Source organism: Streptomyces rubiginosohelvolus, from assembly GCF_014649875.1.
Lineage (GTDB): Bacteria > Actinomycetota > Actinomycetes > Streptomycetales > Streptomycetaceae > Streptomyces > Streptomyces rubiginosohelvolus.
Window position 1 is genome coordinate 47,176 of the sequence record NZ_BMTW01000015.1, and the last position, 21,657, is coordinate 68,832.

Genomic DNA, 21,657 nt, shown 5'->3' on the forward strand with positions numbered 1-21,657 from the left:
TGACGGCCGCCCGGACCGGGGTGCGCGGCGTCCGGTCACGACCGTGATGGGGGTGTGACCACACTCAAGCGCCTTGACATGATCCAGTCAAGGTATAGACCAATGGTCGAGTGAGGGAAATGCGGCGGGCGTCGGCGTCGGGTCACCCGTCGGCGAGCGAGGCCGGGGTGCGCCGCCGAGCTGATCCGGGGCTGCCCGCGCCCCGGAACCGCCCAGAGGCAGGTCACGTACCGCTGAACAGCCGGTCCAAGTGCGCGTCGATCGCGGCGAGCGCGTCCCGGGGCTCGATCACGTCGAGTTCGATCAGGGGGGTGAAGCCGGTGAGGGCGAGGAGCAGGTTGGTCTCGGTCGCCGGGTCGCGGCCGGAGTCGATGTGCCCGTCGGCGATCGCCTGGCGGACCAACTGCTCGACGAGGAAACGCCCTTGGGTGAGGCCGTGGCGTGCCTGTTCGTGCACGGCCCGGTCGTGCAGCGCCTCCAGGGCGTAGGCGGCGCTCATCCGGCTGGTCGCGCGGGCGTCGGCATGCAGGGGAAGCAATTCCGCGAGCGTCAGTCGCAGTACGTCACGGGGGTGCGGGCGGTCGCCGAGTTTTGCGAGCCCCCGGGTCACGCGCACCGAGGTCTGCTCGGACGCGAAATCCATGGCGAAGGAGAGCATGGCGGTCCGGGAGGCGAAGTAGTGCTGCAACTGCCCGAGTGACATGCCCGCCTCCTGTGCCACCACGCGCATCGTCAGCTGTGTGACGCCGCGCTGCTCCACCACCCGCCACAGGGCGCGGGCGATCGTTTCGCGGCGTCCGCGGTGATCCACCTGTTTCGGCACCGCAGGCCCCTCCCTCGTACCGCAGGACTGTTCCCATACGCTCGACATAATACACCTGACCCATCATCCTGGAGTCCGGTCCAGGGAAGGAGTCGTCATGTCCGAACAGCCGAAGGTGCGGACCACGGAAGGCGTGGTGCAGGGGCTCCGGCGGCAGGGGCACGCGGTGTTCCGCGGCATCCCCTACGCCCGGCCTCCGGTCGGAGCCCTCCGCTTCGCAGCCCCCGCGCCGCCGCACCGCTGGGAGGGGACGAGGCAGGCGGTCGAGTTCGGCCCCGTGGTGCCGCTGTCCCTGCCGATCGACGTGACCCCGCAGGGCACCGACTGGCTGACGCTCGACGTCGGCACTCCGGATCCCGGCGCGGCGGGACTGCCGGTGCTGGTGTGGATCCCTGTGGGCGGCTACCTCTCGGCGGTGTCGAGCGACCCGATGTACGACCCGGCCGCACTGGCCGGGGCGGGAGTCGTCGTGGTGACCATCAACTGCCGTGTGGGCGCGGAGGGGTTCGCGTTCCTCGACGACGTGCCGCCCAACCGCGGATTCCTCGACCAGATCGCGGCGCTGGAGTGGGTGCAGCGCAACATCGCCGCCTTCGGTGGCGACCCCGGCCGGGTCACCGTGGGCGGGCTGTCCGCCGGGGCGGGCTCGGTCGCCGCCCTGCTGACGATGAAGTCCGCGCGCGGCCTGTTCCGGCGCGCCATCGCCCATTCGGTGCCGGGACTGCACAGCACTCCCGCGCTGGCACGCCAGGTCACCGCCGCGTTCACGGACCGGCTCGGCGCTGCGGCCCCCACCGCCGAGGCCCTGCGCGACATCGACCCCTGGCACCTGGCCGCCGAGCTCACCTCCTTCAACGCCGGCCTCCACGCGCACCGGGAGAGCTGGGGACGCCTCACGGAGACCGGCACCGCGCTGTGCCCCGTCGTCGACGGCGAGGTCCTCCCGGAATCCCCCTGGACCGCGCTGACCGGCGCGCGGGCGAACGGCGCCGAACTGCTCGTCGGTCACGCCCGGGACGAATTCCGGTACTTCAGCGTCATCAGTGGACGGTACGGCACCTTCACCGAGGAGGACGCCCACGCGGCCCTGGACCTGCTCGCCCCGCAACCGGACGGCGCGCGGGCCTACCGCGCCGCGTTCCCGCAAGCGGGCCCGGAGGAGCTCGTCGAGACGGTGTACTCCGACGCCCTCTTCCGTATGCCGTCACAGAAACTCGCCGAGGCGAACGCCGCAGCCGGCGGCACCTCGTACCTGTTCGAACTGTCCTGGGTCGCCCCGGCCCTCGGCGGCATCCTGGGCGCCTGCCACAGCCTCGACCTGCCGCTGGCGTTCGGCACGCTGGACAGTCCCGTAGGCACCCAGCTCATCGGCGAGGAGCCGACTCCCGAAGCTGTCGCGCTCTCCCGCGAACTCCAGGACGCATGGGTCCGCTTCATCACCACCGGCGACCCGGGCTGGTCCGCCCACCGGCCTGACGCGTACCTCACCCGCGTCCTGGACGCAGAGTCGAAGACGCTGCCCTACCCCGAACAGGCATCCCGCACGATCTGGGAAGGCCACCACCCCGCCCCCTTCGATCATGCGTAAGGGCCTCCCTCACTGCGGTGAGGGTGGCCGGGTCGTGGTGGCGGCCTTGCCCACGCGGGCCTCGACGCACTCCCGTTCGCCGTCGGCCGACGCCGGGCGGAAGCAGGCCCGGACGGTGCTGCCGGGACGGACCTCGGTCATCTCGGTATAGACGAACGTCGCCGCGTCGTCCTTGTTCCGGATGCGCACGCCGTGGGTCGGTCCGTCTGCCGTGACGTCCACCCGGTCGCCGATCTCCGTTCCCCAGGTCCGGGCCCAGCTCGCACCGCACTTTCTGCTGTGGCGCAGCTCGATGTGGGCGCCGGTGGCCGTGCGGTACGAGGCGAGGGTGTCGGGGTCGATGCCGCAGATCAGACGCATCGGGTCCCGGCCCTCGCAGGCGGCGCCGTGGCATTGGGGAGCGACGGAGAACGGCACGGAGGCCGGTCGCCCGGCCTCCTGAGCTTCGGAGTCCGGCAACAGGAGGAACAGCAGGACGGCGACACCGCCGACGATCACGGTGTACGCCGACGCCAGCACCACCAGGAGCCTGCTCCTGCCGAGTCGCCGCCACCCGGTCCCGGCGGACGGTGGCGACTGCTGAGGATTCCGCTGCGTCGGCTCATCCATGGGAGGTGCGGATGCAGGGGTCGCGGCGCGGGCGCTCCATTGCGACTCGGCGATCTCCCACAAGGCCAGCAGCCGCCCGTCCGGTTCGTTCGCGAGCCGGCACAGTTCCCGTACGGCCTGGCGAGGAGGCAGGCTCTTGCCGTTGAGGTAACGCTCCCACGAGGACTTGCTGTACGGCGTTCGCTCCGCCAGCGCGGCCAGGCTCAGCCCCGCACCGGCCCGCAGTTCCCGCAGCGCCGCGACCAGTCGCGTGTGTTCCGTGATCACTTCGGCGTCGCCTCCCGCAGGGCCTGCCAGGTGGGCGGGTCGATGACCCCGTTGACGATCAGCCCGTTCCGCTTCTGCATGCGCTCGACGGCCCGTCGGGTTTTCGGGCCGAAGATGCCGTCGATCTCTCCCGGCGCGGTGCCCGCCCGGTGCAACAGGCACTGTGCCTCGGCCACTTCGGGCCCCACCTGGGTGTTGGACAGGAGGATGTCCGTGGCCGGGCTCAGGTTCGCGTGCCAACGGCCCTCTCGCTGCTCCAGCCGACAGGTGTAGATGACCGGCACCAGGGACGCCGACACGGTGGCCGGGGCCGTCACGACAGCATCGCCGCGGTCGTGCGCGAGCTGGGCACGGGCCTCGGTGAGCCGCACGGCCAGCAGGAGTGCCGCGGAGACGGACAGCGCGGTGACAACGGCTCCCGCCGTGACCGCCGCGCGCAGGTGGCGCCCGTAGGGCTGATGCTTCGCGGGGGTGGGTTCCGGTGCCGGGGAGGAGTCCTCGGGGCTGTCGGTGGTGACCGCCTTGGCTTCTGCCCAGCGTTGGGCGGCGATCTCGTGCAGCACCAGCAGCCGGGCCGGATCGTCACCGCCGACGCGGGCCATCGCCTCGACGGCCGCCCGGGGCGGCAGAGACCTGCCGTTCAGATAGCGCTGCCACGATTTCGCGCTGTACCCGGTCTTCGTGGCCAGTTGCCGCGTGCTCAGTTCGTTGTGGTCCTTGAGCCTGCGCAGTCGCACGATCAGCTGACGGACCTGTGGATGCAGCTCCGCGGGCAGTTCCTTCCAGCGCGACACGCTTCCCCCACTCGTGTTGGGGACCGCAAGCCCCGCCCTCCGTGTCCCGGCCTCATTCTGCACCAGCCGCCACGGGGCTCGCGGCGTCCCGTCCGGCGGGAAACCAGCCGGCCGTCTGTCGTGGCAGTCCCGCCGCAGGGACTCGGCGGGCTGCATCGCAGCAGGTCAGAGGGCGGGACGTCCCGGGACGGGGTCACTTCCACGTCACCTGTGGCCGAAGAGCCCGCCGAACCCGCAGTCTCGTTGCGGAGCCGGCCGCTGCGGTCGGCTCCTTCCAGCGCACGTCCATCGAGGGGGACAGCATGCGAGCTTTCACGAAGGCACTCGTCAGTGCCGGCGCGGCGGTCGGGATCGCCGCCACCGGCAACCTGGCCATCACGGGCACAGCCATGGCGGCTGCGTCACCAGGTCCGAGGTCCGCGGTCGCGGTCGCGCCTTCCGACGTCTCGGCCGCCCCCACGTGGCAGGCCATGGACACGGTCTGCAAGACGTACACCGCCCTCGACGGCGTCACGTCCCGGGGAGAGATCTGTGCCGAGGTACAGAAGCGTGTCACCGACACCGGCTCGGTCACGGGCTACCGGGGAAGAGTGGTCCTGTCCCCCCTCAACGGCTACGAGATGAAACCGACCGCCTATCACTGGAACACCGGCGCGGGCCTCTCCGAGGTCTGCGCGGGAGGCTGCGCACCACAGGCCGGCGCGTGGACCTCCGCCTGGTCCCCGGTTCACACGGCGAGCTCCGGACCGTACAAGGTGCAGGGCGAGTTCGGCGACGGCTCGTTGTGGGACCTGCACGCCTCGTGGGGCGCGTGGCAGACGGCGGACCAGACGTGCCTCACGTACACGGCCGGGAAGGTGTGCGTGAGGTACGAGGTACGCAGCTACCGTGACACTCCCCAGGAGCGCAGCCGCCTCACCTATACGCCGGTCAAGGGCGGGTACATCATCCCGATATCCATAGGTGTGGGATCCGAGATCGACGGGAGCACCACGGGCACAACCAGGAATCTCTGCCAGCCGTGCACCAAGCGGACGACGTCATACTCCGCGACGGTGAGCCGGGACACGCCCAACCCTGGCGGTACCAACGAGTACTACGCCACCGCCAGGTTCGAGCATCCCAACGGCAAGACGTCGACCCTGAAGGCGGCCATCACCGGCTGACACCGGCGCGACCGCGCCCCGGACTTCCCATGCGTCCGGGGCGTGTCGCCGCTGTCGGGGGTGACGATCATCACGAGCGTTCTCGAGAGGTGTACTGCGTAGGCTTTGGGGGTCGTGAGGGGGTGAACGCTGCCCGGACACGCGACGCGTTGTAGCGTAAGGAAAAGGCCCTTGACCTGCAAAAACGTAGGCAGGGAGCCATAAACTCGGGAGCACTCCGATGATGCGCACCATGTTCAAGTCCAAGATCCACCGTGCCACCGTCACCCAGGCCGACCTGCACTACGTCGGCTCCGTGACCATTGACGCCGCTCTGATGGAGGCCGCCGACCTGCTGCCGGGCGAGCTGGTCCATATCGTTGACATCGACAACGGCGCCCGCCTGGAGACGTACGTCATCGAGGGCGAGCGAGGCTCCGGTGTCATCGGGATCAACGGCGCGGCCGCACACCTCGTGCACCCCGGTGACCTGGTCATCCTGATCAGCTACGCGCAGGTCGACGACGCGGAGGCCCGCGCCCTCGTGCCGCGGGTCGTGCACGTGGACGCGGACAACCGGATCGTGGCGCTCGGCACCGACGCCTCGGCGCCGGTTCCCGGGACGCGTACGGAGCGGAGCCCGCAGGCCGTCGTCGCGGGCGGCTGAGAGCGCCGGCCGCTTCCAGGACCAGGAGAGGGCGGAAGCCGATGGCGGAGAACGCTGCTGTGGAGATCAGGGACGACCGGGAGCACGGCAACCTCGTGGCGTACGAGGGCGGTGAGTCGGCCGGGACCATCGCGTACTTCGTCATGGCCCCGGCTCCCGGCGCGCTCGTGGCCGTCCACACCGTCGTCCGGCCCGAACACGAGGGCAAGGGCATCGCGGGCGCGCTCGTACGGGAGTTCTACGCGATGGCCGCTCGAGAGGGCGTCCCCGTCGTTCCGCTGTGCCCGTACGCGGCGAAGTGGGCCGAGCGCCACCCCGACGAGGCGCCCGAGGCGTCGGCCGAGCTCGTCCACGAGGCGAAGCGGCAGCTCAGGGATCATCCCGAGCTGTTCTGACCGAGACAAGGGGAGCCCGGACCGGGGTGGATCACGGGCTCGGTCCGGGGCGGATCACGCGCTCAGTTCCGTGGCTGACCCGCACCGGCGCCCCAGGTCCTCGCGGATGTACCACTCGGTGCCCAGCACCTCGCGCTGGACGGCCGGAGTCAGGGCGGCGATCCGGCCGGGTGCCGCTCCTCGTTCCACCTCGCTGCGGTGCGCGAGGATCGCGGCCAGCTTCTGCGGAAGCCAGGGGCGGACGTCGACGGTCGTGGTGATCCAGGCATCCTCGGAGCAGTACAGCGCATCTGCCGGGGTGCCCGACCCGGTCATCCGTCCGCCCACCGCGACGGCCGCCGAGCGGGGGTGGGTGGCGAGGTACAGGGCGCTCGGCTGCCAGGGGGCGCCGGCGCCTGGACAGAACCCGGGCAGTCCGGCGGACCGCACCGCCAGCGCGGTGATCCGGTGGGCGTGAACGTGGTCGGGGTGCCCGGTCATGCCTCCGTAGGCGTCCGTCGTGATCACGACCTCCGGGCGCACGTCACGGATGTGGCCGACCAGGGCCGCCACGGCTTCGTCCAGCGGTGCGTCCAGGAACCGGGGCCTGCCCGGGGCCGACTCCGATACGCGGGCGTCCGCGTAGCCGAGCAGCCGGGGGACGCCCGCGCCCAGGGCGTCGAGGGCCCGGGCGAGCTCAGCTGCCCGGCGCGTGCCCTCCGCCCAGGTCGCCGTGACCACCGCCGTACGGGCCCCGGCCGCCGCGTGCCGGGCCAGGACGCCTCCGCAGAACAGGGCCTCGTCGTCCGGATGGGCGTGGACGGCGAGAACACTCGGCAGGGGCATGGGGAAACCTTTCGCGTCGGCCGCGACGAGCGCGGAACCGGGCGGCTCCGGGCGTCGTGCCCGGAGTCCTGCCCACTCCGGGCGGGCCTGCACCTCCGTCCACGCGCTCCTCGGCCACCGGGCGTATGTGTGGACTCGGCAGGCGCGGGCAGCCGCACCGGGAGACGGTGGAGGAAAGCTCCATCTGTCCTTTTCGTGCCGTTGTGGAGGATCGCGATGACCCACCCGTACCCCGACCCCGTACCGCCCTCGCCGACCCCTCCGCCCGTGCCGGGCCCGCCCACGCCGGTGCCCAGCCCGCCGCCCGTTCCGCCGGGGCCCGGGCCGATGCCGCCCGGCCCCGCACCGGACCCGATCCCGCAGCCGCCGGGCCCCAGCCCGGACCCCGTACCGGATCCGGAACCGGAGCCGCAACCGGCCGGGACGTGACCGCGGGAGCCCCCGGGACGACGATGAGCGTCGTCCCGGGGGCTCCTCGGCGAGGGCGGCTGTCCAGGGGCTCCTCGGCCCGGACCGTCCCGCCCGCTCCCCGGTGACCCGTCCCGCCTGCTCCCTCAGTCGTCCCGCTCGATCAGGGCGTCCACGTGCGCGAGTCCGCTCTCCGCCGCGATGGAGTCCAACGACTGCGGCCCCCGCACGGTCGCGAACGTCACCGCCCCCGCGTGCCCCGGCCCTTCCCCCTCCTGCCCCGCCGCCACCCGGAATCCGTACACCGCCGGGCGGGGCAGGCTGTTGTACGCCCACGGGGTGGAGAAGTAGTACGCCCCCGTGTCGTACAGCACCACCACATCGCCCTCGGCCAGCTCCGGCAGCTCCCTCCCGTACGCCACCACGTCCCCCGCGAAGCAGCAAGGACCCGCGATGTCCTGCGCCAGCACCGGGCTGGCCTTGGGGGCGCCGTCAGGGCCGAACGCGCCGATCCGCAGCGGCCAGGCGTCGGGCATCAGGACGGTACGGGTGGCGGTCTGCGCTCCCGCGTGGGTGAGCGCGATCCGGCGGCCTCCGGCGTCCTTCGTGTACTCCACCCGGGCCCCGATGAACCCGTTCTTCGCCACCAGCGACCGGCCGAACTCCGTGACCAGCGCATAGCGTCCGGAGAAGAGGCCGGGGGCGGCGGCCGTCAGGGCCGCCACGTAGTCCGCGTAGCTGGGGCGCACGGTCTCGTCGGCGAAGTTGACGGGGAGCCCGCCGCCGATGTCCAGGCTCGTGATCTGCCGGGCGCCCAGCGTGGCGTTGATCTCCTCGGCCAGCTCGTACGTCCGGGCCACCCCGGCCGCGATCAGCTCCAACGGGCAGCCCTGGGAGCCCACATGGGCGTGCAGCCGGGTCAGCCACGGCCGTTCCCGGAAGGCTTCCACGATCGCCTCGCGGGCCCCCGGGTCGCGCAGGGCCACCCCGAACTTCGACGTGTCCGTCGCCGTGCTCATCGGCCCGATCGAACCACCGCCCACCTGGGGGTTGACCCGCAGCCCGAGCACCGAGGAGGTGCTCGGGTTCCGGAGGGCGTCGATGCGGCGAAGTTCACCGAGGCTGTCGGCGTTGACGGCCACGCCGAGGGCGAGCGCCAGCCGGATCTCCTCGCGGGTCTTGGCGGGGGAGTCCAGGACGACACGGGACGCGGGGAACCCGGCCTCCAGGGCGAGGCGCAGTTCACCGGGGCTCGCCACCTCGCACCCCATGCCGCAGTCGGCCAGCAGCCTCAGCACCGGGATGAGGGAGCAGGCCTTGGCCGCGAAGGTGTGCAGCACCTCGGGCGTGGCGGCGAAGGCGTCCCGCAGGGCCCCGACGGAGGCGCGTACCCCCGCCGTGTCGATGAACCCGGCGACCGGACCGCCCTCGCCCAGCAGCCCCTGCTGGACGGCCGCTTCGACGATGGCGTCGAAGCGCGCGGCGGGTGGTGCCGTGCCGTCCTCGTGCTGGGGTGCGGAAGTCGTCTGCGTCATACGGCCAGCGTCCCTGATGGCTGCCCCCGGGGTCAGGCGATCAGGCCGACCACGGCCTCCGGCGTCAGCATCCGGAAGGTGAAGGCCTGATGGAAGTAGAGGTGGATGCTGGTGGCGTCGTGGTCCGCGTAGCCGATCGACAGGTCCTGCCCCAGGCAGAGTTCGAAGTCCCCGCCCCGCGTCGACAGCAGCACCCCGCCCTTGACCGCGGGCGCCCACAGGATCTCGTCGTCCACCAGCCGGCTCAGGTGTGTCTTGACCGGATACCCGTGGTCCGAGGTCTCAGCCGCCTCGGTGAACGCGTCAGCGCCGAGCAGCAGCCGGTACGGCCCGTCGACACCGGCCAGCCGCAGCCGCGTCACGGCCTGACTGACCGCCACCGGATAGTCCCGCGCGTCAGCCGGCAGCGGCAGCGGTTCGTGCGAGGAGCCGTCCCGCAGACCGGTGATTCCGGCCGCCGCGTACCCGTCGATGATCGCCATGTCCTCGGCGAACGCACAGGTGCGGGCCGCGTCCTTGACCGGCTGCCAGTCGCTGTCGGCGGAGCCGCGCTCCACGTCGTCCACGGCCTGGCGGCTCACCGTGAACGGCACCCGCCACTCGATGACCGGCATCGACGTGCGGGCCCGGGCGAGCACGTCCGGGGTGGGCGGATCGATGTCGCGCAGATGGCCGTCGCCCACGGCGGCCAGTGTCGGACCGTCCGGGTCGGACACGTCGACGACGCGGCGGCCGGCCACATGGCGGCGGAAGGTGCGCCGGGCCTCCTCCTCGATCTCGTCCCAGGCGGACGGGGTGACCGGTGCGAGTTCGCGGTGCAGATTGTTCATCACTGGGCACTTTCTTGCAGGCTGCCGATGCGCAGCGAACCGTGGTCGGAACCGGCCGGGACCGGCTCCCGCCGGACGGGGGCGGCCGCCGGTTCCTGCCCGACCGGTGCGGCTGCCGGTTCCGGCCGGTCCCTGGAGCGGGTCAGGGAGGGCAGGGGCGGCGGGTCGTCCAGGAAGTCGGCGCGGGGGGCGAAGAAGAGGGAGCCGGTGACCGCGGTGGAGAAGTCGAGGATGCGGTCGTGCGTCCCGGGCGGATCGCCGAGGAACATGTTGCGCAGCATGCGTTCGGTCACGTCGGGATCGGCGGCGTACCCGATGAAGTACGTACCGAACTCGCCCTTCCCGAAGCTCCCGAACGGCATGTTCGCCCGCAGGATGTCGCGTTCGGTGCCGTCCGGATCGGTGATGGTGTTGAGGGCGAGGTGGGAGTCGGCGGGCTTGTCGTCGTCAGGGAACTCCACGTCGTCCAGCTTGGTCCGGCCGATGACGCGTTCCTGCTCCTCGACGGTGAGCGCGTTCCAGGACGTCAGGTCGTGCAGGTACTTCTGCACGACGACGTAGCTGCCGCCCTCGAAGTCCGGGTCGTCGTCCGCGCCGACCAGCGCCGCCGCACGGGCCGCGTCGCCGACCGGGTTCTCCGTACCGTCCACGAATCCGAGCAGGTCCCGGTGGTCGAAGTAGCGGAAGCCGTGCGTCTCGTCCACGATCCGCAGGGCTCCGCCGAGCTTGTCGAGGAGCTGGGCCGCCCACGCGTAGCAGACGTCCATCCGCTCGGCCCGGATGTGCAGCAGCACGTCGCCCGGGGTCGCCGGCGCGTGGTGCAACCGCCCGCGCAGCTCCGGGAACGGGTGCAGGTGCGCGGGGCGCGGCCCGGCGAACAGCCGGTCCCAGGCGCTGGAGCCGAACCCCGCCACACAGGCGAGATCGGCGTCCGGAAAGCGGAAACCGAGCGACCGGGCCACGGCCGCGAGATCCGGCAGCACGTCCCGTACCGCGCCCTCGCCGCCCGGCTCGATCGTGCCGACCAGGATCAGCGCCGCGTTCGTCAACGGCGCCACGACGGGCTGTACGGAGACGGGATCGGGGACGGCGTCGGGCATGCGCGCACTCCAGGACGAAGGTGACAGGAGAACAGGACTCGCAGCCACTAAGCCACGTCCCGCAGCCCCCCGCACCCGGGGTGGACCGGCCGGGTCAGCCCGCATCGCCCCACTCCCGCCCGCACGCCGGGAGCGCCCCGCCTGGTCAGCCGGCCCCGGATGGGACGCGGCCGGGTCAGCCCGCCCCGACCTCGGACCGGTCGCCGCCCCAGAGCGTGTGGAACGAACCCTCCCGGTCCGTACGCCGGTAGGTGTGCGCCCCGAAGAAGTCCCGCTGGCCCTGGGTGAGCGCGGCGGGCAGCCGGTCCGCGCGCAGCCCGTCGTAGTACGCGAGCGCGGCGGCGAAGCCCGGGGTCGGCACGCCCTGGCGCACGGCCTCGGCCACCACCGCCCGCCAGTCCTCCTGCGCCGCGCCGATCTCCTGCCCGAACTCCTTGTCGGAGAGCAGGCTCACCAGGTCCGGCCGGCCGTCGTACGCGGCGCGGATACGGTCGAGGAACGCGGCCCGGATGATGCAGCCCGCCCGCCAGATCGCCGCCACTGAGCCCAGGTCGATGTCCCAGTCGTAGGCCTCGCTGCCCGCCCTGATCTGGTGGAAGCCCTGCGTGTACGAGACGATCTTGGAGGCGTACAGGGCCTGCTCCACCCGGTCCGCGAACGCCGCCGCTCCCGCCTCGTCGAGCGGCTCCGGCGTGGGCCCCGGCAGGCCGCGCGCCGCCTCCCGCAGATCGGCGTGGCCGGAGAGCGACCGGGCGAAGACCGCCTCGGCGATCCCCGACACCGGGACCCCGAGATCGAGCGCGATCTGTACGGTCCAGCGCCCGGTGCCCTTCTGCTCGGCCCGGTCCTGCACGATGTCGACGAACGGCTTCCCGGTCGCCGCGTCGGTGTGGGCGAGGACCTCCGCCGTGATCTCGATCAGATACGAATCGAGCCGGCCGGTGTTCCACGTACGGAAGACGTCGGCGATCTGCGCGGGGGAGTACCCGGCGACGGCGCGCAGCAGGTCGTACGCCTCGGCGATGAGCTGCATGTCCGCGTACTCGATGCCGTTGTGGACCATCTTCACGAAGTGTCCCGCGCCGTCCGGACCGATGTGGGCGGTGCACGGCGTGCCGTCCTTCGCCTGCGCGGCGATCCTCTCCAGCATCGGGCCCAGCGACGCGTAGGACTCCGCCGAACCGCCCGGCATGATGCTGGGCCCGTTCAGCGCGCCCTCCTCGCCGCCGGAGATCCCCACCCCGACGAAGTGGATCCCGCGCTCGCGCAGCTCCTTCTCGCGGCGGCGGGTGTCCTCGAAGTGGGCGTTCCCGCCGTCGATGATGACGTCGCCCTCCTCCAGCAGCGGCGCGAACTCCTGGATCACCGCGTCGGTGGGATCCCCCGCCTTCACCATGATCACCAGGCGCCGGGGGCGCTCCAGCGCGGCGACGAACTCCTCGGGTGTGTGCGCGGCGACGAAGGTGCCCTCGTCACCGAACTCCTCGACCAGGGCGTCGGTCCGGGACGTGGTGCGGTTGTGCAGGGCGACGGTGAAGCCGTTGCGGGCGAAGTTCCGGGCGAGGTTGCGGCCCATGACCGCGAGTCCGGTGACGCCGATCTGAGCAGTGCCGCTCATCTGTGTGCTCCTGGGGTGCGGTACGTACCGCTCTTCGGGTGCGGTGCTTCGGTCAGGGGAGTACGGGCGCGGGGACAGCCGCGTTCAGGGGCGGGCGCTCGTCGGCGGCCCGCTCAGGGCGAGGGCGAGGCGGCCGTGCCACCGGTGGTGGGATCGGTTCCGGGACTGCCCGCGACCGGCGAGGGCTCCAGGAGCGCGTCGTCGTCCCCCGGCTCGGGGATCACGTGCATCGCGGCCTCCTCGGCCGACGCGGCCGCCCCGTCGATGCCCACGTCGCTGGCGGTCAGGGTGGCCGGTACGGTCCCTTCCGCCTGCTGGGTCAGCCGACCGGCGCGGGCGACGCCCACCTCGTTGTCCCAGGGCTCGCCGTCGCCGTCCACCAGATCGCCCACACCGTCGCCGAGGGAGCCGTCCGGCTCGGGAACCTCCCTCGTCAGCCGCGTTTCGAGGGACTCGCCGGAGTGCCGCTCGTTGGCCGTGGTGCCGAGTCCCTCGACCACCCACGGGCGGTCCGGGGGCGCGTAGCCCTCGTCCAGCGGATCGCCGGTACCGGACGGGTCCATGAGCGTGTCCTCCGCGCCGAGCTGCTCGGCGGGGTCGGAAGCCTCGGGTTGCTGGGGCTGGTAGACGTCGTCCCCCCAGTCGGTGTCGCTCATGGCGCGTCCTTTCCTCCGGGAGCCTCCGGGAGTACCGAATACCACTGTCCCCTGTACGCAATTCCACTCCGGTCCTGCTCCGGCCGCAAAGGGAAGATCGGATTCCGGTGCCCCGCGCGGGTGGCGTGAAACGGTCCGTACGCAGGTCGCGCCCCGTTCTCCGGCGCACGGAGACTCGTGGACGCCGGGCTGTTCGAGTCGTCGAACGGCCCGGCATAGGGTGACCCTCCATGGGGTACGGACAGCAGTCGCCCGGGGGCGAACACCAGCAGCAGGGCCCATGGCCGCCGTACGCGGGACAGCCGCCCGCTCCCGGGGGCGGGGCGCCCTGGAACGCGCACCCCGGCCCGCCCCCGTCCCCGTCCGGCGGCGGCCGCCGTAGCTCGGTCATCGCGGTCGTCGCGGCCACCGCCGTCGTGCTGGCCGCCGGGATCACCGGATTCCTGGTGCTCGGCGGCGACGGGGACGACGGGAAGCCGGACGCTGGACCCACCGGAGACGCTGTCCCGCGGTCCGCGTCCCCTGGCGAGCCCCGGGGCGGAGCCCGGGACGGCACCGCGCCCCTCGTGCCGGGCTGGAAGACGGTGGTCAACCCCCAGCGCGGCATCGCCTTCGACGTACCGGTGGACTGGGCGGTCAAGTCGTCCGGATGGGTGACGTACGTCGCGGAGAACGGCGACCCCGAGGAGACCCCGCTCGTCGGGTTCGCCGCCCCGGCGATCCTCAAGGAGAAGTGGTGCCGGTCCGACGACGACGGCAACGGCACCCAGGAGGACACCCCGCTGGCCTCCGTGGGCTCCCGGGCCGAGCCCGACGCCCGCGACACCGCCGAAGCGGCCCGGGAGAACGCCCGCCTGTGGGTCTACGGCAGCTACGCCCAGCCGGCGAAGGAGAAGGTCGCCACCGGGGCCGCGAAGCCGTTCACCACGAAGTCCGGCCTCACCGGGAGCGTGGCGACGGCCGCCTCGACCGGCGTCGATGGGCCGGGCCGTTGCGCCTACGACGGCAAGGCGACCGCCTTCGCCTTCGAGAACCCGGCGGGGGAGACCCTCTCCTGGACGTTCGTCGGAGTCCGCGGTGTCGACGACGAGGTGCCCGAGCCGACCGTGCGGAAGATCCTCGGCACGGTCCGGCTCGTCGACAGCACACCCTGACCTCCGGTGCCACCCGGGAGGGCCCCGGCCGATGCGGACGGGGGCCTTCCGCTGCCCCGTACACCCGGCCCATGGGACGCGGCGCCGAGTAAGTGCCCGCACCGGGCCTCCTCCGCGCCGCCTCCGGCCGCCGCCCGCGCGGCCGTGCCCCCGGCGCCCGCCGACGCGGCGCCCGGAACAGGCCGTACCGCACTGCACGGCCACGGCTTAGCCGTGGCCTACGCGTGGCCGTCGGCGCGCGCCAGCCAGCGGCCGGCGTGCCGGGTCACCTCGATGGGGCGGCCGAAGCAGGCGGTCATGCGCTCGGCCGTGAGAACGCCCTCGATCGCCCCGCGCGCCAGAACGCGCCCCTCGCGCAGGAGCAGGGCGTGACCGATCGCCGGAGAGAGCTCCTCCAGATGGTGGGTGACGGTCACCGTCGACAACTCGGGCCGGGCCGAGGCGAGATGGCGCATGGTGTCGATGAGGTCCTCCCGCGAGGGCAGGTCGAGCGCGTTGAACGGCTCGTCGAGCAGCAGCAGTGCCGGGTCCGCCATGAGGGCGCGGGCGATGAGGATCCGGGCGCGCTGGCCACCCGAGCAGACGCCGTACTCACGGTCGGCGAGGTCCTTGATCTGGAGTTCGGCGAGCAGCGCGTGGGCCCGCTCGCGCACCTCGCCGTCGTACTTCCTCCACAGCGGCTGGACCGTGCCGGTGTGGCCGGTGAGCACGACGCCGTGGCCCGTCAGGTCGCCCGGGACGCGGGAGGTCGAGACGTGGCCGATCAGGGCGCGCAGATCCCGCACGTCGACCCGGCCGAGCCGGTGGCCGAGGACCTCGACCGTGCCGGCCGTCGGGAAAGCGGTGGCGCCGACGAGACGCAGGACGCTGGTCTTTCCCGCCCCGTTGGGACCGAGCAGCGCCCAGTGCTCACCGGCCCGGACGGTCCAGTCGACGGCGTCGAGGATGACCTGCCCGCCGCTGTGGCGGCGCATGCTCACACCGTCGAGGGCGGCGACCACACGCCCGTGACTGATGCCGGTGTTCCCGTCCATGGCGTCGGTCGACCCCTTCGCGTCGGTGTTCACCGCACGAAGGGTAGCTGTAGACGGCATTTACCCGTTGCGGGTGACTGCATCGTGGAACCGCGGCCCATGGGCGCCGCGGCACCGCGGACCTCAGCGCCGCGCCAGCGCCAGCACGCTCAGCCCGAACATCAGGACGCCCAGGGGGAGATGCACCGACGGTATGTGCGCGATACCGACCGCCACCTGGACCGAGGCGAGGACCAGGAAGCCGACGGCGTGCCCGACGGGCCGGGGCGAGCCGCCGCCCGGCTTCCACGCCAGCACGGCGGCGAGCACGTACAGCATCGACGCCCCGTACATCACGCGCGCCCCGACGCTGTGCAGGACCTCGCCGTAGGCCGAGGTCATCAGCAGTCCGGAGGAGACCGCCTGAAGGAAGATGGTCAGGGTCTGCAGGGCGATCGCGATCCGCAGGAACGAGAAGCCGCTCCGCTCCGTCGTCACGTGGGTGGTCATGCCGGGCCCCCATTTCCCGCCCGTCGGGCGGTAGATCGATAAGGTCTCACCAGCCCGACGAGACGGGCCCGCGAAAGGTAAGGCGAGGGGGCGGCGGTGAGCCGGGAGACTGCGGGGGCGAATGCCGAGGAGACAGCCGGTGAGCGGCGCCAACTGTTGAATGTCGCCTATCGGTTGCTCGGCTCGGTCGCCGAGTCCGAGGACGCCGTGCAGGAGGCCTACACCCGCTGGTACGCGCTGCCGCGCTGCCGGCGGGACGAGATCGCCTCCCCCGGCGCCTGGCTGACGACGGTCACCGGCCGCATCTGCCTGGACGTTCTCGGCTCGGCGCGGGCCCGGCGGGAACGCTATGTCGGCGTGTGGCTGCCCGATCCGCTGCCCGACCGCGCGGAGTGGGGCCTCGCCCCGAGCACGGGCCTCGCCGACCCCGCTGACCAGATGGTCCTGGACGAGTCGGTGACCATGGCCTTCCTCGTCGTCCTGGAGTCGATGACCCCCGCCGAGCGCGTCGCGTTCGTCCTGCACGACGTCTTCCGCTACCCGTTCGCCGAGATCGCCGCCGTCCTCGGCCGCACCCCCGCGGCCTGCAAGCAACTGGCCGCGTCCGCCCGACGCCGGGTGCGCGCCGCGCGGGCTCCGGTGTCGGTGGGGGAGACCGGGCGGGCCGACGCGGTGCGGCAGGTCAAAGAGGCGTGGGAGAGGAAGGACATCGCTGCTCTCGTCGACCTCCTCGACCCGGCCGCGGTGATGACCGCCGACGGTGGGGGCCTGGTCGGAGCCTCTCTGCGGCCGATCGAGGGCGGTGCGCGCATCGCCCAGTACATGGTCGCCATCGCCGACAAGGCCCCGGGGCTCGAACTCCTGGAGCGGTCGGTCAACGGCGCCCCGGGCCTCGTGGCCCGGCGCGACGGCGTCGTCATGACCGTGGCGTCGTTCGACGTCACCGACGGCCGCGTCACCCGGATCTGGGCGGTCCGCAACCCGGAGAAGCTGCGGCCGTGGGCCCGCCATGACCTGTCCTAGGGCAGGTCATGGCGACAAGAGCGCCCTCCTACTCGTACCGGTACTTCAGCGATTCCGCCTCGCGCTGCTCGATGTCTGCGATCGTCAGCTCCGGCATCCGCAGCTGCGCCAGGGTCACCTCGGCCGAGGTCGGCTGGGCGTCCGCCGGCAGCCACTGCTCCGGCTTCCAGGCCCCGCTGCGCAGCAGCGACTTGGGGCAGTGCGGGTAGACCTCCTCGATCCCGATCACCAAGGCGCTCGCCGGCGGCTTGCCCACGGCGGTGAGTTGCGACAGCAGCTCCGGGCGGGTGGAGACACAGGCCCGGCCGTTCACCCGGAGCGTCGTGGTGCGCCCCGGAATGAAGAACAGCAGCCCGGCCCGTCCGGTGGCGATGACGTTCTGCAGCGTGTCCAGCCGCTTGTTGCCGGTCGCGTCCGGTATCGCCACCGTCCGTGCGTCCAGGACGGAGACGAACCCGGCCGGGCCGCCACGCGGCGAGACATCGCAGTTGCCCTCCGCGTCCGCGCTGGCGACCAGGACCAGTGACGAGCACCCGATCAACCGCTGTGTCTGCTCGGTGAGTTCGGTCATCTGCTTGCGGATGGCCGCGGCCCCGGGCAGTTCGTAGGCGCGGCGCAGCGCCTCCTGGTCGGTCACGGCGTCGAGGCGGAGCGAGTCGAAAGCGCTGCCAGCAAGGGGTGTCGTCATGCCTGTGACCCTAATAGGGGGTGCCGATCCCGGCCGGTGGGGCACGGCCGGCCGGTCAGTACGGCGGCAGCCGCAGCGCCCCCGTGCCCTCGCGGACGTCATGGACGAGCCGGATCTTCCCCACCGGATTGCCACGCTCGTCCGTCGTCACCAGGGCCGCGTCGTCGGCGTTGACGCACCGCCCGCGCGCCCCCGGCTCGGGGCAGAACAGGACGTAACCGGTCTGCCGGTCCACCCGGCCCGGCTCCAGCCGCCAGATCCACTGGTAGTCGCTCACGACCACCCGGGGGTAGGTGGCGCGCAACCGCTCCTTCACCGCGTTCTGCACGGTGCCGCCGAACTCCTGCCTCTCCCGGAACGGGCGGACAACCCTGGCGCTGCCCGTCGTGTCGACCCGGCCCGCCTCGATCTCGTAACTCGCCGAGAAATACGCGTGCTTGGTGAGCGAGGCCAGGAGGTCCGACCGGGTCAGCCGCATCACCGTCGGCCAGGAACCCTTGCCCCGGTCGCGCCGGTCGGCGACCGACGGGGAGACCACGTTCACGTACGAGGCCTGCGCCTTCGCCAACGCGCTGCCGGCCCCGCTCGCCGTGACCCACCGCTGGACGCACTCCCCGATCTCGCCGAGCACCTTCGTCACGGTGGCGTTCGTCAGCTCGGCCACCACGTAGGGCGGGGTGCCGGTCGGGCCCAGGGCGACGACCTCGTAGCCGCAGGCGTCGAAGGCGTCCCGGAGCGTACGGAAGTCCTCGGCCTGCTGCCGCCCGCGCTCCACGGCCTCGGCCAGCACGCCCGCGCACTCCTTCCGGTCGCACATGCCCCGGTCCGCCTCGTCCGTGTCGATGCGGAGCCGGACCACGGCGTCGCGGTCGCCGGTCACCGCGAACGTGACCTCCGAGCCGCCGGAACCCGGGAAGAGCGTGCGGGCCCCGATCGCCTTGAGCTGCCCGGGGAAGTGCTTCTCGGCCAGCTCCTCCGCCGCCCGGCGGTCGTCCTTCGTGTCCACCACGCCGCACGCGCCCAGCAGCACGACCAGCGAACCCGCCAGTGCGCCGGTGAGCCCGGCTCTCCACCGTCTGCGGCGTGATCCGGCCATGATCTGCTCCTCCACCTGGTCCAGCCGTCGGGTCTCGCCCCGTGCTCCTGTGACCGTAGGACCAGTCTCCGCACGGCGGATGAGTACGCCTACTCAACCCCGGTGCGCACAGCGCCCCGAGCCCCTCCCGTGCACCTCCTGTCATTGGCATGGACCTGACTCTTGAACTCCGCTACAGTCCGGGAACGGCACATCTGAGAGCGCTCTCAAAGGCACGATCGGATCGCGCTCCCGGACGCCTCCCGTTCCACCCCCACGTCGCTGGAACAACAGGAAGGGTCACTCCCTTGAGACACGCAACCCTGCTGCGGACCGGTCTGTCCGCACTCCTGGTCATCGGAGCCTGGACCGCCGCCGGTCCGGTGTCCGCCTCCGCCGCGCCCGCCCCCGCCGAACCTCCCGCCTCCGCCGCCCTGCTCTCCGCGATGCAGCGCGACCTCGGCCTCACCGAGAAGCAGGCCCTCACCCGGCTCGCCGACGAGAAGGCCGCCACCGCCCTGGAGAAGAAGGCGCAGCGCGCCGCCGGCTCCGCCTTCGGGGGCTCCTGGCTCGACGCGAAGACCGGCAGGCTGACCATCGCGGTCACCACCGCCGGGAAGGCCGAAGCCGTACGGGCGACCGGTGCCGACACCCGGCTCGTCGAGCACTCGGCCAAGAGCCTCGACGCCGCCAAGGCGCGGATCGACGCCCTGAAGGCCCCGTCCGGGGTGAGCAGCTGGCACGTCGACCCGGCCACTAGCCGCGTCGTCGTGAACGTCGTCGCCGCCGAGCAGACTGACAACGATGTCCGCACCTTTGTCGCCAAGGCCCGCAAGGCCGGTCCCGTCACGGTGAAGACGACCGCCGAGGCTCCGCAGACCTTCGCCGCCGGAACGGTCGGCGGCGACCCGTACTACACGGGCAACGTCCGCTGTTCCATCGGCTTCTCCGTGCACGGCGGCTTCGTCACCGCAGGCCACTGCGGGGGCACCGGCCAGCAGGTCCGCGGCTGGGACAACTCCTACATCGGCAACTTCCAGGGCTCGTCCTTCCCCGGTGACGACTACGCCTGGGTGAACGTCGGCAGCGGCTGGTGGACCGTCCCGGTCGTGCTCGGCTGGGGCACCGTCCCGGACCAGCTCGTCCGTGGCTCGATCGAGGCCCCGATCGGCGCCTCGATCTGCCGCTCCGGTTCCACCACGCGCTGGCACTGCGGCCGCGTCCTCGCCAAGAACGAGACCGTCAACTACAGCCAGGGCGCCGTCCACCAGATGACCAAGACGAGCGTCTGCGCCCAGGGCGGCGACTCCGGAGGCTCGTTCATCAGCGGCGACCAGGCCCAGGGCGTCACCTCCGGCGGCTGGGGCAACTGCACCAGCGGCGGCGAGACCTGGTACCAGCCGATCAACGAGATCCTCAACCGATACGGGCTGAGGCTGCACACCGCGTGATCCGGGGGAGCCGTCCCGCCGTCCTCCCCGGCGGAGCGTGCCCCGGCAGTACGACGTAGGACCAGCGAGCGGCCCCGCCGGAGTGCGGGGCCGCTTCCTTGCGCCAACAGCCGTTGGGCAGCGCATCGTTCACAAGCTATTGACACCCTCTCAGCCTCGGCGCAACACTGGCACCGCTTTGGAGAGCGCTCTCCCAGAGGGATCCCGCGGTCCGCCGGCCTCGTGACGCGCAGGGTGGAGTCTCTTCCCGGCTGCACCGTCCAGCTCACCCTTTCCCCCCACCGTGCACCCGAAGTGCAGGGATGAAGAGCGGCATGGAGGTCCCTATGGTGACAAGACTCAACCGATCAACTCTGGTGTCCGTACTGGTCGTTGCCACCGCCCTGGCGCTGGTCGCGCTCGGGCTGTCCGCGATCGCGAACGCCGGTCCGGCCGCCGCCGGTGCGGCCCCGGAGGCGGCCGGCAAGTCCGCCGCGGCCTCGCACGCCATGCAGGGGCACAAGATGGCCCCGGCGAAGCCCGTGGCCTTCGGGGACGACCCCGACGGCGACGGCTACATACCCGCGGAACCGCCGGTCACGGGCGTCGAGCCGTCCGACGAGATCCCGCCGCACCGCTACTTCCACGAGTTCCAGGCGAACTGCTCGGTCAACCACACCGCGCCGGACGACCCGATCGTCTATCCGGGCCAGGCCGGCGCCTCGCACGACCACACGTTCATGGGCAACGACACCACGAACGCGAACAGCACCACCGCAACCCTGAGCGCGGGCGGCACCAAGTGCGTGGCGCCCGGTGACCGGTCCGCGTACTGGATGCCGACCCTCTACAACGGGAACGAGGAGGTCCGCCCGATCGGCCCCCAGACCATCTACTACAAGGCCGGAGTCACCGACTACCGCACCGTCCGGCCCTTCCCCAAGGGGCTGCGGTTCGTCGTCGGCAGCCCCACGCAGACCGCCGAGGAGTTCCGCAACCACCCCGGCATGGTCGAGGGGTACGAGTGCGGCGAGAGCTACCACAACTACGACTTCCCGGCCGCCTGCCCGACCAGCCAGGACACCCAGCTCAACCTGCGCATGCAGGCGCCCAGTTGCTGGGACGGCAAGTATCTGGACACCCCCGACCACAAGGCCCACATGGCCTACCCGGTCGTGACGGGGGCCAACCAGGACGTCTGCCCGCCGAGTCACCCGGTCGCCCTGCCGATGATCGAGTTCAAGATGGCATGGCCGGTCAACGGTGACATGTCGCAGGTGAGACTGGCCAGCGGCACCGGCCACTCCTTCCACTACGACTTCTTCAACGCCTGGGACGACGCCACGCTCGACGCCCTCGTCGACCATTGCATCGTGGGCGCTCTCCAGTGCAACGCCCGTGGCTACGACGAGAACAACCCGGGCGAGGGCGCGGCCCTCGACGAGAACTACGAACTGCCCCGACCCTGACCCTCCCCTTGGCGTCTCCCTCATGGGTGCACCGC

At 72.1% G+C, this 21,657-nt stretch carries 21 protein-coding genes; 8 read left to right on the plus strand and 13 right to left on the minus strand.

Annotated elements, in window-relative coordinates:
* Nucleotides 1-223 precede the first annotated feature (223 nt).
* A complete protein-coding gene (locus tag IE134_RS26990; protein ID WP_098018655.1) occupies nucleotides 224-823 on the minus strand; it encodes a TetR/AcrR family transcriptional regulator in 600 nt (199 codons plus the stop codon).
* Nucleotides 824-920: 97 nt separating this feature from the next.
* Here IE134_RS26990 and IE134_RS26995 point away from each other — a divergent pair, with 97 nt between their 5' ends.
* Nucleotides 921-2,411: a carboxylesterase/lipase family protein gene (locus IE134_RS26995; protein WP_189431991.1), complete on the plus strand. Its 1,491-nt coding sequence runs from the start codon at nucleotides 921-923 to the stop codon at nucleotides 2,409-2,411.
* A gap of 9 nt (nucleotides 2,412-2,420) precedes the next feature.
* Here IE134_RS26995 and IE134_RS27000 read toward each other — a convergent pair whose 3' ends face one another.
* Both IE134_RS27000 and IE134_RS27005 read right to left on the minus strand, forming a co-directional pair.
* Nucleotides 2,421-3,287 carry a helix-turn-helix domain-containing protein gene (locus IE134_RS27000; RefSeq protein WP_189431993.1) on the minus strand — a complete coding sequence of 289 codons (867 nt, stop codon included), beginning with the start codon at nucleotides 3,285-3,287 and terminating at the stop codon, nucleotides 2,421-2,423.
* A complete protein-coding gene (locus IE134_RS27005; protein WP_098018650.1) occupies nucleotides 3,284-4,081 on the minus strand; it encodes a peptidoglycan-binding protein in 798 nt (265 codons plus the stop codon). The genes IE134_RS27000 and IE134_RS27005 overlap by 4 nt, the downstream gene beginning before the upstream one ends.
* A 302-nt stretch (nucleotides 4,082-4,383) precedes the next feature.
* Between IE134_RS27005 and IE134_RS27010 the strand changes: the two genes are divergently transcribed.
* The 3 genes from IE134_RS27010 (at nucleotide 4,384) to IE134_RS27020 (ending at nucleotide 6,288) form a co-directional block, all read left to right on the plus strand.
* Nucleotides 4,384-5,247 (plus strand): hypothetical protein, encoded by an 864-nt coding sequence (locus IE134_RS27010; RefSeq protein WP_126931924.1) that lies wholly within the window; start codon nucleotides 4,384-4,386, stop codon nucleotides 5,245-5,247.
* Between the two features lie 220 nt (nucleotides 5,248-5,467).
* Entirely contained in the window at nucleotides 5,468-5,893 is a 426-nt protein-coding gene (gene panD / locus IE134_RS27015; RefSeq protein ID WP_097972713.1) for an aspartate 1-decarboxylase, read from the plus strand.
* Between the two features lie 41 nt (nucleotides 5,894-5,934).
* On the plus strand, nucleotides 5,935-6,288 hold the full coding sequence (locus IE134_RS27020; protein ID WP_030719340.1) for a GNAT family N-acetyltransferase: 354 nt from the start codon (nucleotides 5,935-5,937) through the stop codon (nucleotides 6,286-6,288).
* A 54-nt stretch (nucleotides 6,289-6,342) separates the two neighbouring features.
* Here the strand turns inward: IE134_RS27020 and IE134_RS27025 are convergent, their stop codons facing one another.
* The 6 genes from IE134_RS27025 to IE134_RS27050 all read right to left on the minus strand — a co-directional run bounded on the left by IE134_RS27025 (nucleotide 6,343) and on the right by IE134_RS27050 (nucleotide 13,260).
* A complete protein-coding gene (locus tag IE134_RS27025; RefSeq protein WP_189431994.1) occupies nucleotides 6,343-7,113 on the minus strand; it encodes a PIG-L family deacetylase in 771 nt (256 codons plus the stop codon).
* 554 nt (nucleotides 7,114-7,667) lie between these two features.
* Entirely contained in the window at nucleotides 7,668-9,056 is a 1,389-nt protein-coding gene (locus IE134_RS27030; protein WP_189431995.1) for a type III PLP-dependent enzyme domain-containing protein, read from the minus strand.
* Nucleotides 9,057-9,088: 32 nt separating this feature from the next.
* The gene (locus IE134_RS27035) at nucleotides 9,089-9,886 is read right to left on the minus strand and encodes a family 1 encapsulin nanocompartment shell protein (protein WP_097983529.1); all 798 of its coding nucleotides are present in this window, start codon (nucleotides 9,884-9,886) and stop codon (nucleotides 9,089-9,091) included.
* Nucleotides 9,886-10,986, minus strand: coding sequence for a Dyp-type peroxidase (locus tag IE134_RS27040; RefSeq protein WP_189431996.1), 1,101 nt, complete (start codon nucleotides 10,984-10,986; stop codon nucleotides 9,886-9,888). The genes IE134_RS27035 and IE134_RS27040 overlap by 1 nt, the downstream gene beginning before the upstream one ends.
* A gap of 175 nt (nucleotides 10,987-11,161) precedes the next feature.
* Entirely contained in the window at nucleotides 11,162-12,604 is a 1,443-nt protein-coding gene (gnd, locus tag IE134_RS27045) for an NADP-dependent phosphogluconate dehydrogenase (RefSeq protein WP_030719314.1), read from the minus strand.
* Between the two features lie 113 nt (nucleotides 12,605-12,717).
* On the minus strand, nucleotides 12,718-13,260 hold the full coding sequence (locus tag IE134_RS27050) for a DUF5709 domain-containing protein (protein ID WP_030719311.1): 543 nt from the start codon (nucleotides 13,258-13,260) through the stop codon (nucleotides 12,718-12,720).
* A 230-nt stretch (nucleotides 13,261-13,490) separates the two neighbouring features.
* On the opposite strand from IE134_RS27050, the gene IE134_RS27055 reads away from it, so the two are divergent.
* Nucleotides 13,491-14,414, plus strand: a complete 924-nt coding sequence (locus IE134_RS27055; RefSeq protein ID WP_189431997.1) for a DUF8017 domain-containing protein — start codon at nucleotides 13,491-13,493, stop codon at nucleotides 14,412-14,414.
* Between the two features lie 218 nt (nucleotides 14,415-14,632).
* Here IE134_RS27055 and IE134_RS27060 read toward each other — a convergent pair whose 3' ends face one another.
* Nucleotides 14,633-15,448: an ABC transporter ATP-binding protein gene (locus IE134_RS27060; protein ID WP_030719305.1), complete on the minus strand. Its 816-nt coding sequence runs from the start codon at nucleotides 15,446-15,448 to the stop codon at nucleotides 14,633-14,635.
* 123 nt (nucleotides 15,449-15,571) lie between these two features.
* Nucleotides 15,572-15,937: a hypothetical protein gene (locus IE134_RS27065; RefSeq protein ID WP_030719303.1), complete on the minus strand. Its 366-nt coding sequence runs from the start codon at nucleotides 15,935-15,937 to the stop codon at nucleotides 15,572-15,574.
* A 96-nt stretch (nucleotides 15,938-16,033) separates the two neighbouring features.
* Between IE134_RS27065 and sigJ the strand changes: the two genes are divergently transcribed.
* Nucleotides 16,034-16,960: an RNA polymerase sigma factor SigJ gene (sigJ, locus tag IE134_RS27070; RefSeq protein ID WP_189431998.1), complete on the plus strand. Its 927-nt coding sequence runs from the start codon at nucleotides 16,034-16,036 to the stop codon at nucleotides 16,958-16,960.
* A 28-nt stretch (nucleotides 16,961-16,988) separates the two neighbouring features.
* Here the strand turns inward: sigJ and IE134_RS27075 are convergent, their stop codons facing one another.
* Together IE134_RS27075 and IE134_RS27080 are read right to left on the minus strand one after the other, a co-directional pair.
* The gene (locus tag IE134_RS27075; protein WP_030719299.1) at nucleotides 16,989-17,648 is read right to left on the minus strand and encodes an MSMEG_1061 family FMN-dependent PPOX-type flavoprotein; all 660 of its coding nucleotides are present in this window, start codon (nucleotides 17,646-17,648) and stop codon (nucleotides 16,989-16,991) included.
* Nucleotides 17,649-17,703: 55 nt separating this feature from the next.
* Nucleotides 17,704-18,744, minus strand: a complete 1,041-nt coding sequence (locus IE134_RS27080; protein ID WP_189431999.1) for an SCO7460 family lipoprotein — start codon at nucleotides 18,742-18,744, stop codon at nucleotides 17,704-17,706.
* A gap of 287 nt (nucleotides 18,745-19,031) precedes the next feature.
* Here IE134_RS27080 and IE134_RS27085 point away from each other — a divergent pair, with 287 nt between their 5' ends.
* Complete coding sequence (locus IE134_RS27085) at nucleotides 19,032-20,174, plus strand: S1 family peptidase (protein WP_189432001.1); 1,143 nt, start codon at nucleotides 19,032-19,034, stop codon at nucleotides 20,172-20,174.
* Nucleotides 20,175-20,500: 326 nt separating this feature from the next.
* The gene (locus IE134_RS27090) at nucleotides 20,501-21,622 is read left to right on the plus strand and encodes a DUF1996 domain-containing protein (RefSeq protein WP_189432004.1); all 1,122 of its coding nucleotides are present in this window, start codon (nucleotides 20,501-20,503) and stop codon (nucleotides 21,620-21,622) included.
* Nucleotides 21,623-21,657: the final 35 nt, after the last annotated feature.

What these genes read in the sequence shown, in the direction of transcription:
- IE134_RS26995 (WP_189431991.1), top strand. Translation starts at nt 921, where the DNA reads ATGTCCGAACAGCCGAAGGTGCGGACCACGGAAGGCGTGGTGCAGGGG.
- IE134_RS27010 (WP_126931924.1), top strand. Translation starts at nt 4,384, where the DNA reads ATGCGAGCTTTCACGAAGGCACTCGTCAGTGCCGGCGCGGCGGTCGGG.
- panD (WP_097972713.1), top strand. Translation starts at nt 5,468, where the DNA reads ATGATGCGCACCATGTTCAAGTCCAAGATCCACCGTGCCACCGTCACC.
- IE134_RS27020 (WP_030719340.1), top strand. Translation starts at nt 5,935, where the DNA reads ATGGCGGAGAACGCTGCTGTGGAGATCAGGGACGACCGGGAGCACGGC.
- IE134_RS27025 (WP_189431994.1), bottom strand. Translation starts at nt 7,113, where the DNA reads ATGCCCCTGCCGAGTGTTCTCGCCGTCCACGCCCATCCGGACGACGAG.
- IE134_RS27030 (WP_189431995.1), bottom strand. Translation starts at nt 9,056, where the DNA reads ATGACGCAGACGACTTCCGCACCCCAGCACGAGGACGGCACGGCACCA.
- IE134_RS27035 (WP_097983529.1), bottom strand. Translation starts at nt 9,886, where the DNA reads ATGAACAATCTGCACCGCGAACTCGCACCGGTCACCCCGTCCGCCTGG.
- IE134_RS27040 (WP_189431996.1), bottom strand. Translation starts at nt 10,986, where the DNA reads ATGCCCGACGCCGTCCCCGATCCCGTCTCCGTACAGCCCGTCGTGGCG.
- gnd (WP_030719314.1), bottom strand. Translation starts at nt 12,604, where the DNA reads ATGAGCGGCACTGCTCAGATCGGCGTCACCGGACTCGCGGTCATGGGC.
- IE134_RS27050 (WP_030719311.1), bottom strand. Translation starts at nt 13,260, where the DNA reads ATGAGCGACACCGACTGGGGGGACGACGTCTACCAGCCCCAGCAACCC.
- IE134_RS27055 (WP_189431997.1), top strand. Translation starts at nt 13,491, where the DNA reads ATGGGGTACGGACAGCAGTCGCCCGGGGGCGAACACCAGCAGCAGGGC.
- IE134_RS27060 (WP_030719305.1), bottom strand. Translation starts at nt 15,448, where the DNA reads ATGGACGGGAACACCGGCATCAGTCACGGGCGTGTGGTCGCCGCCCTC.
- IE134_RS27065 (WP_030719303.1), bottom strand. Translation starts at nt 15,937, where the DNA reads ATGACCACCCACGTGACGACGGAGCGGAGCGGCTTCTCGTTCCTGCGG.
- IE134_RS27075 (WP_030719299.1), bottom strand. Translation starts at nt 17,648, where the DNA reads ATGACGACACCCCTTGCTGGCAGCGCTTTCGACTCGCTCCGCCTCGAC.
- IE134_RS27080 (WP_189431999.1), bottom strand. Translation starts at nt 18,744, where the DNA reads ATGGCCGGATCACGCCGCAGACGGTGGAGAGCCGGGCTCACCGGCGCA.
- IE134_RS27090 (WP_189432004.1), top strand. Translation starts at nt 20,501, where the DNA reads ATGGTGACAAGACTCAACCGATCAACTCTGGTGTCCGTACTGGTCGTT.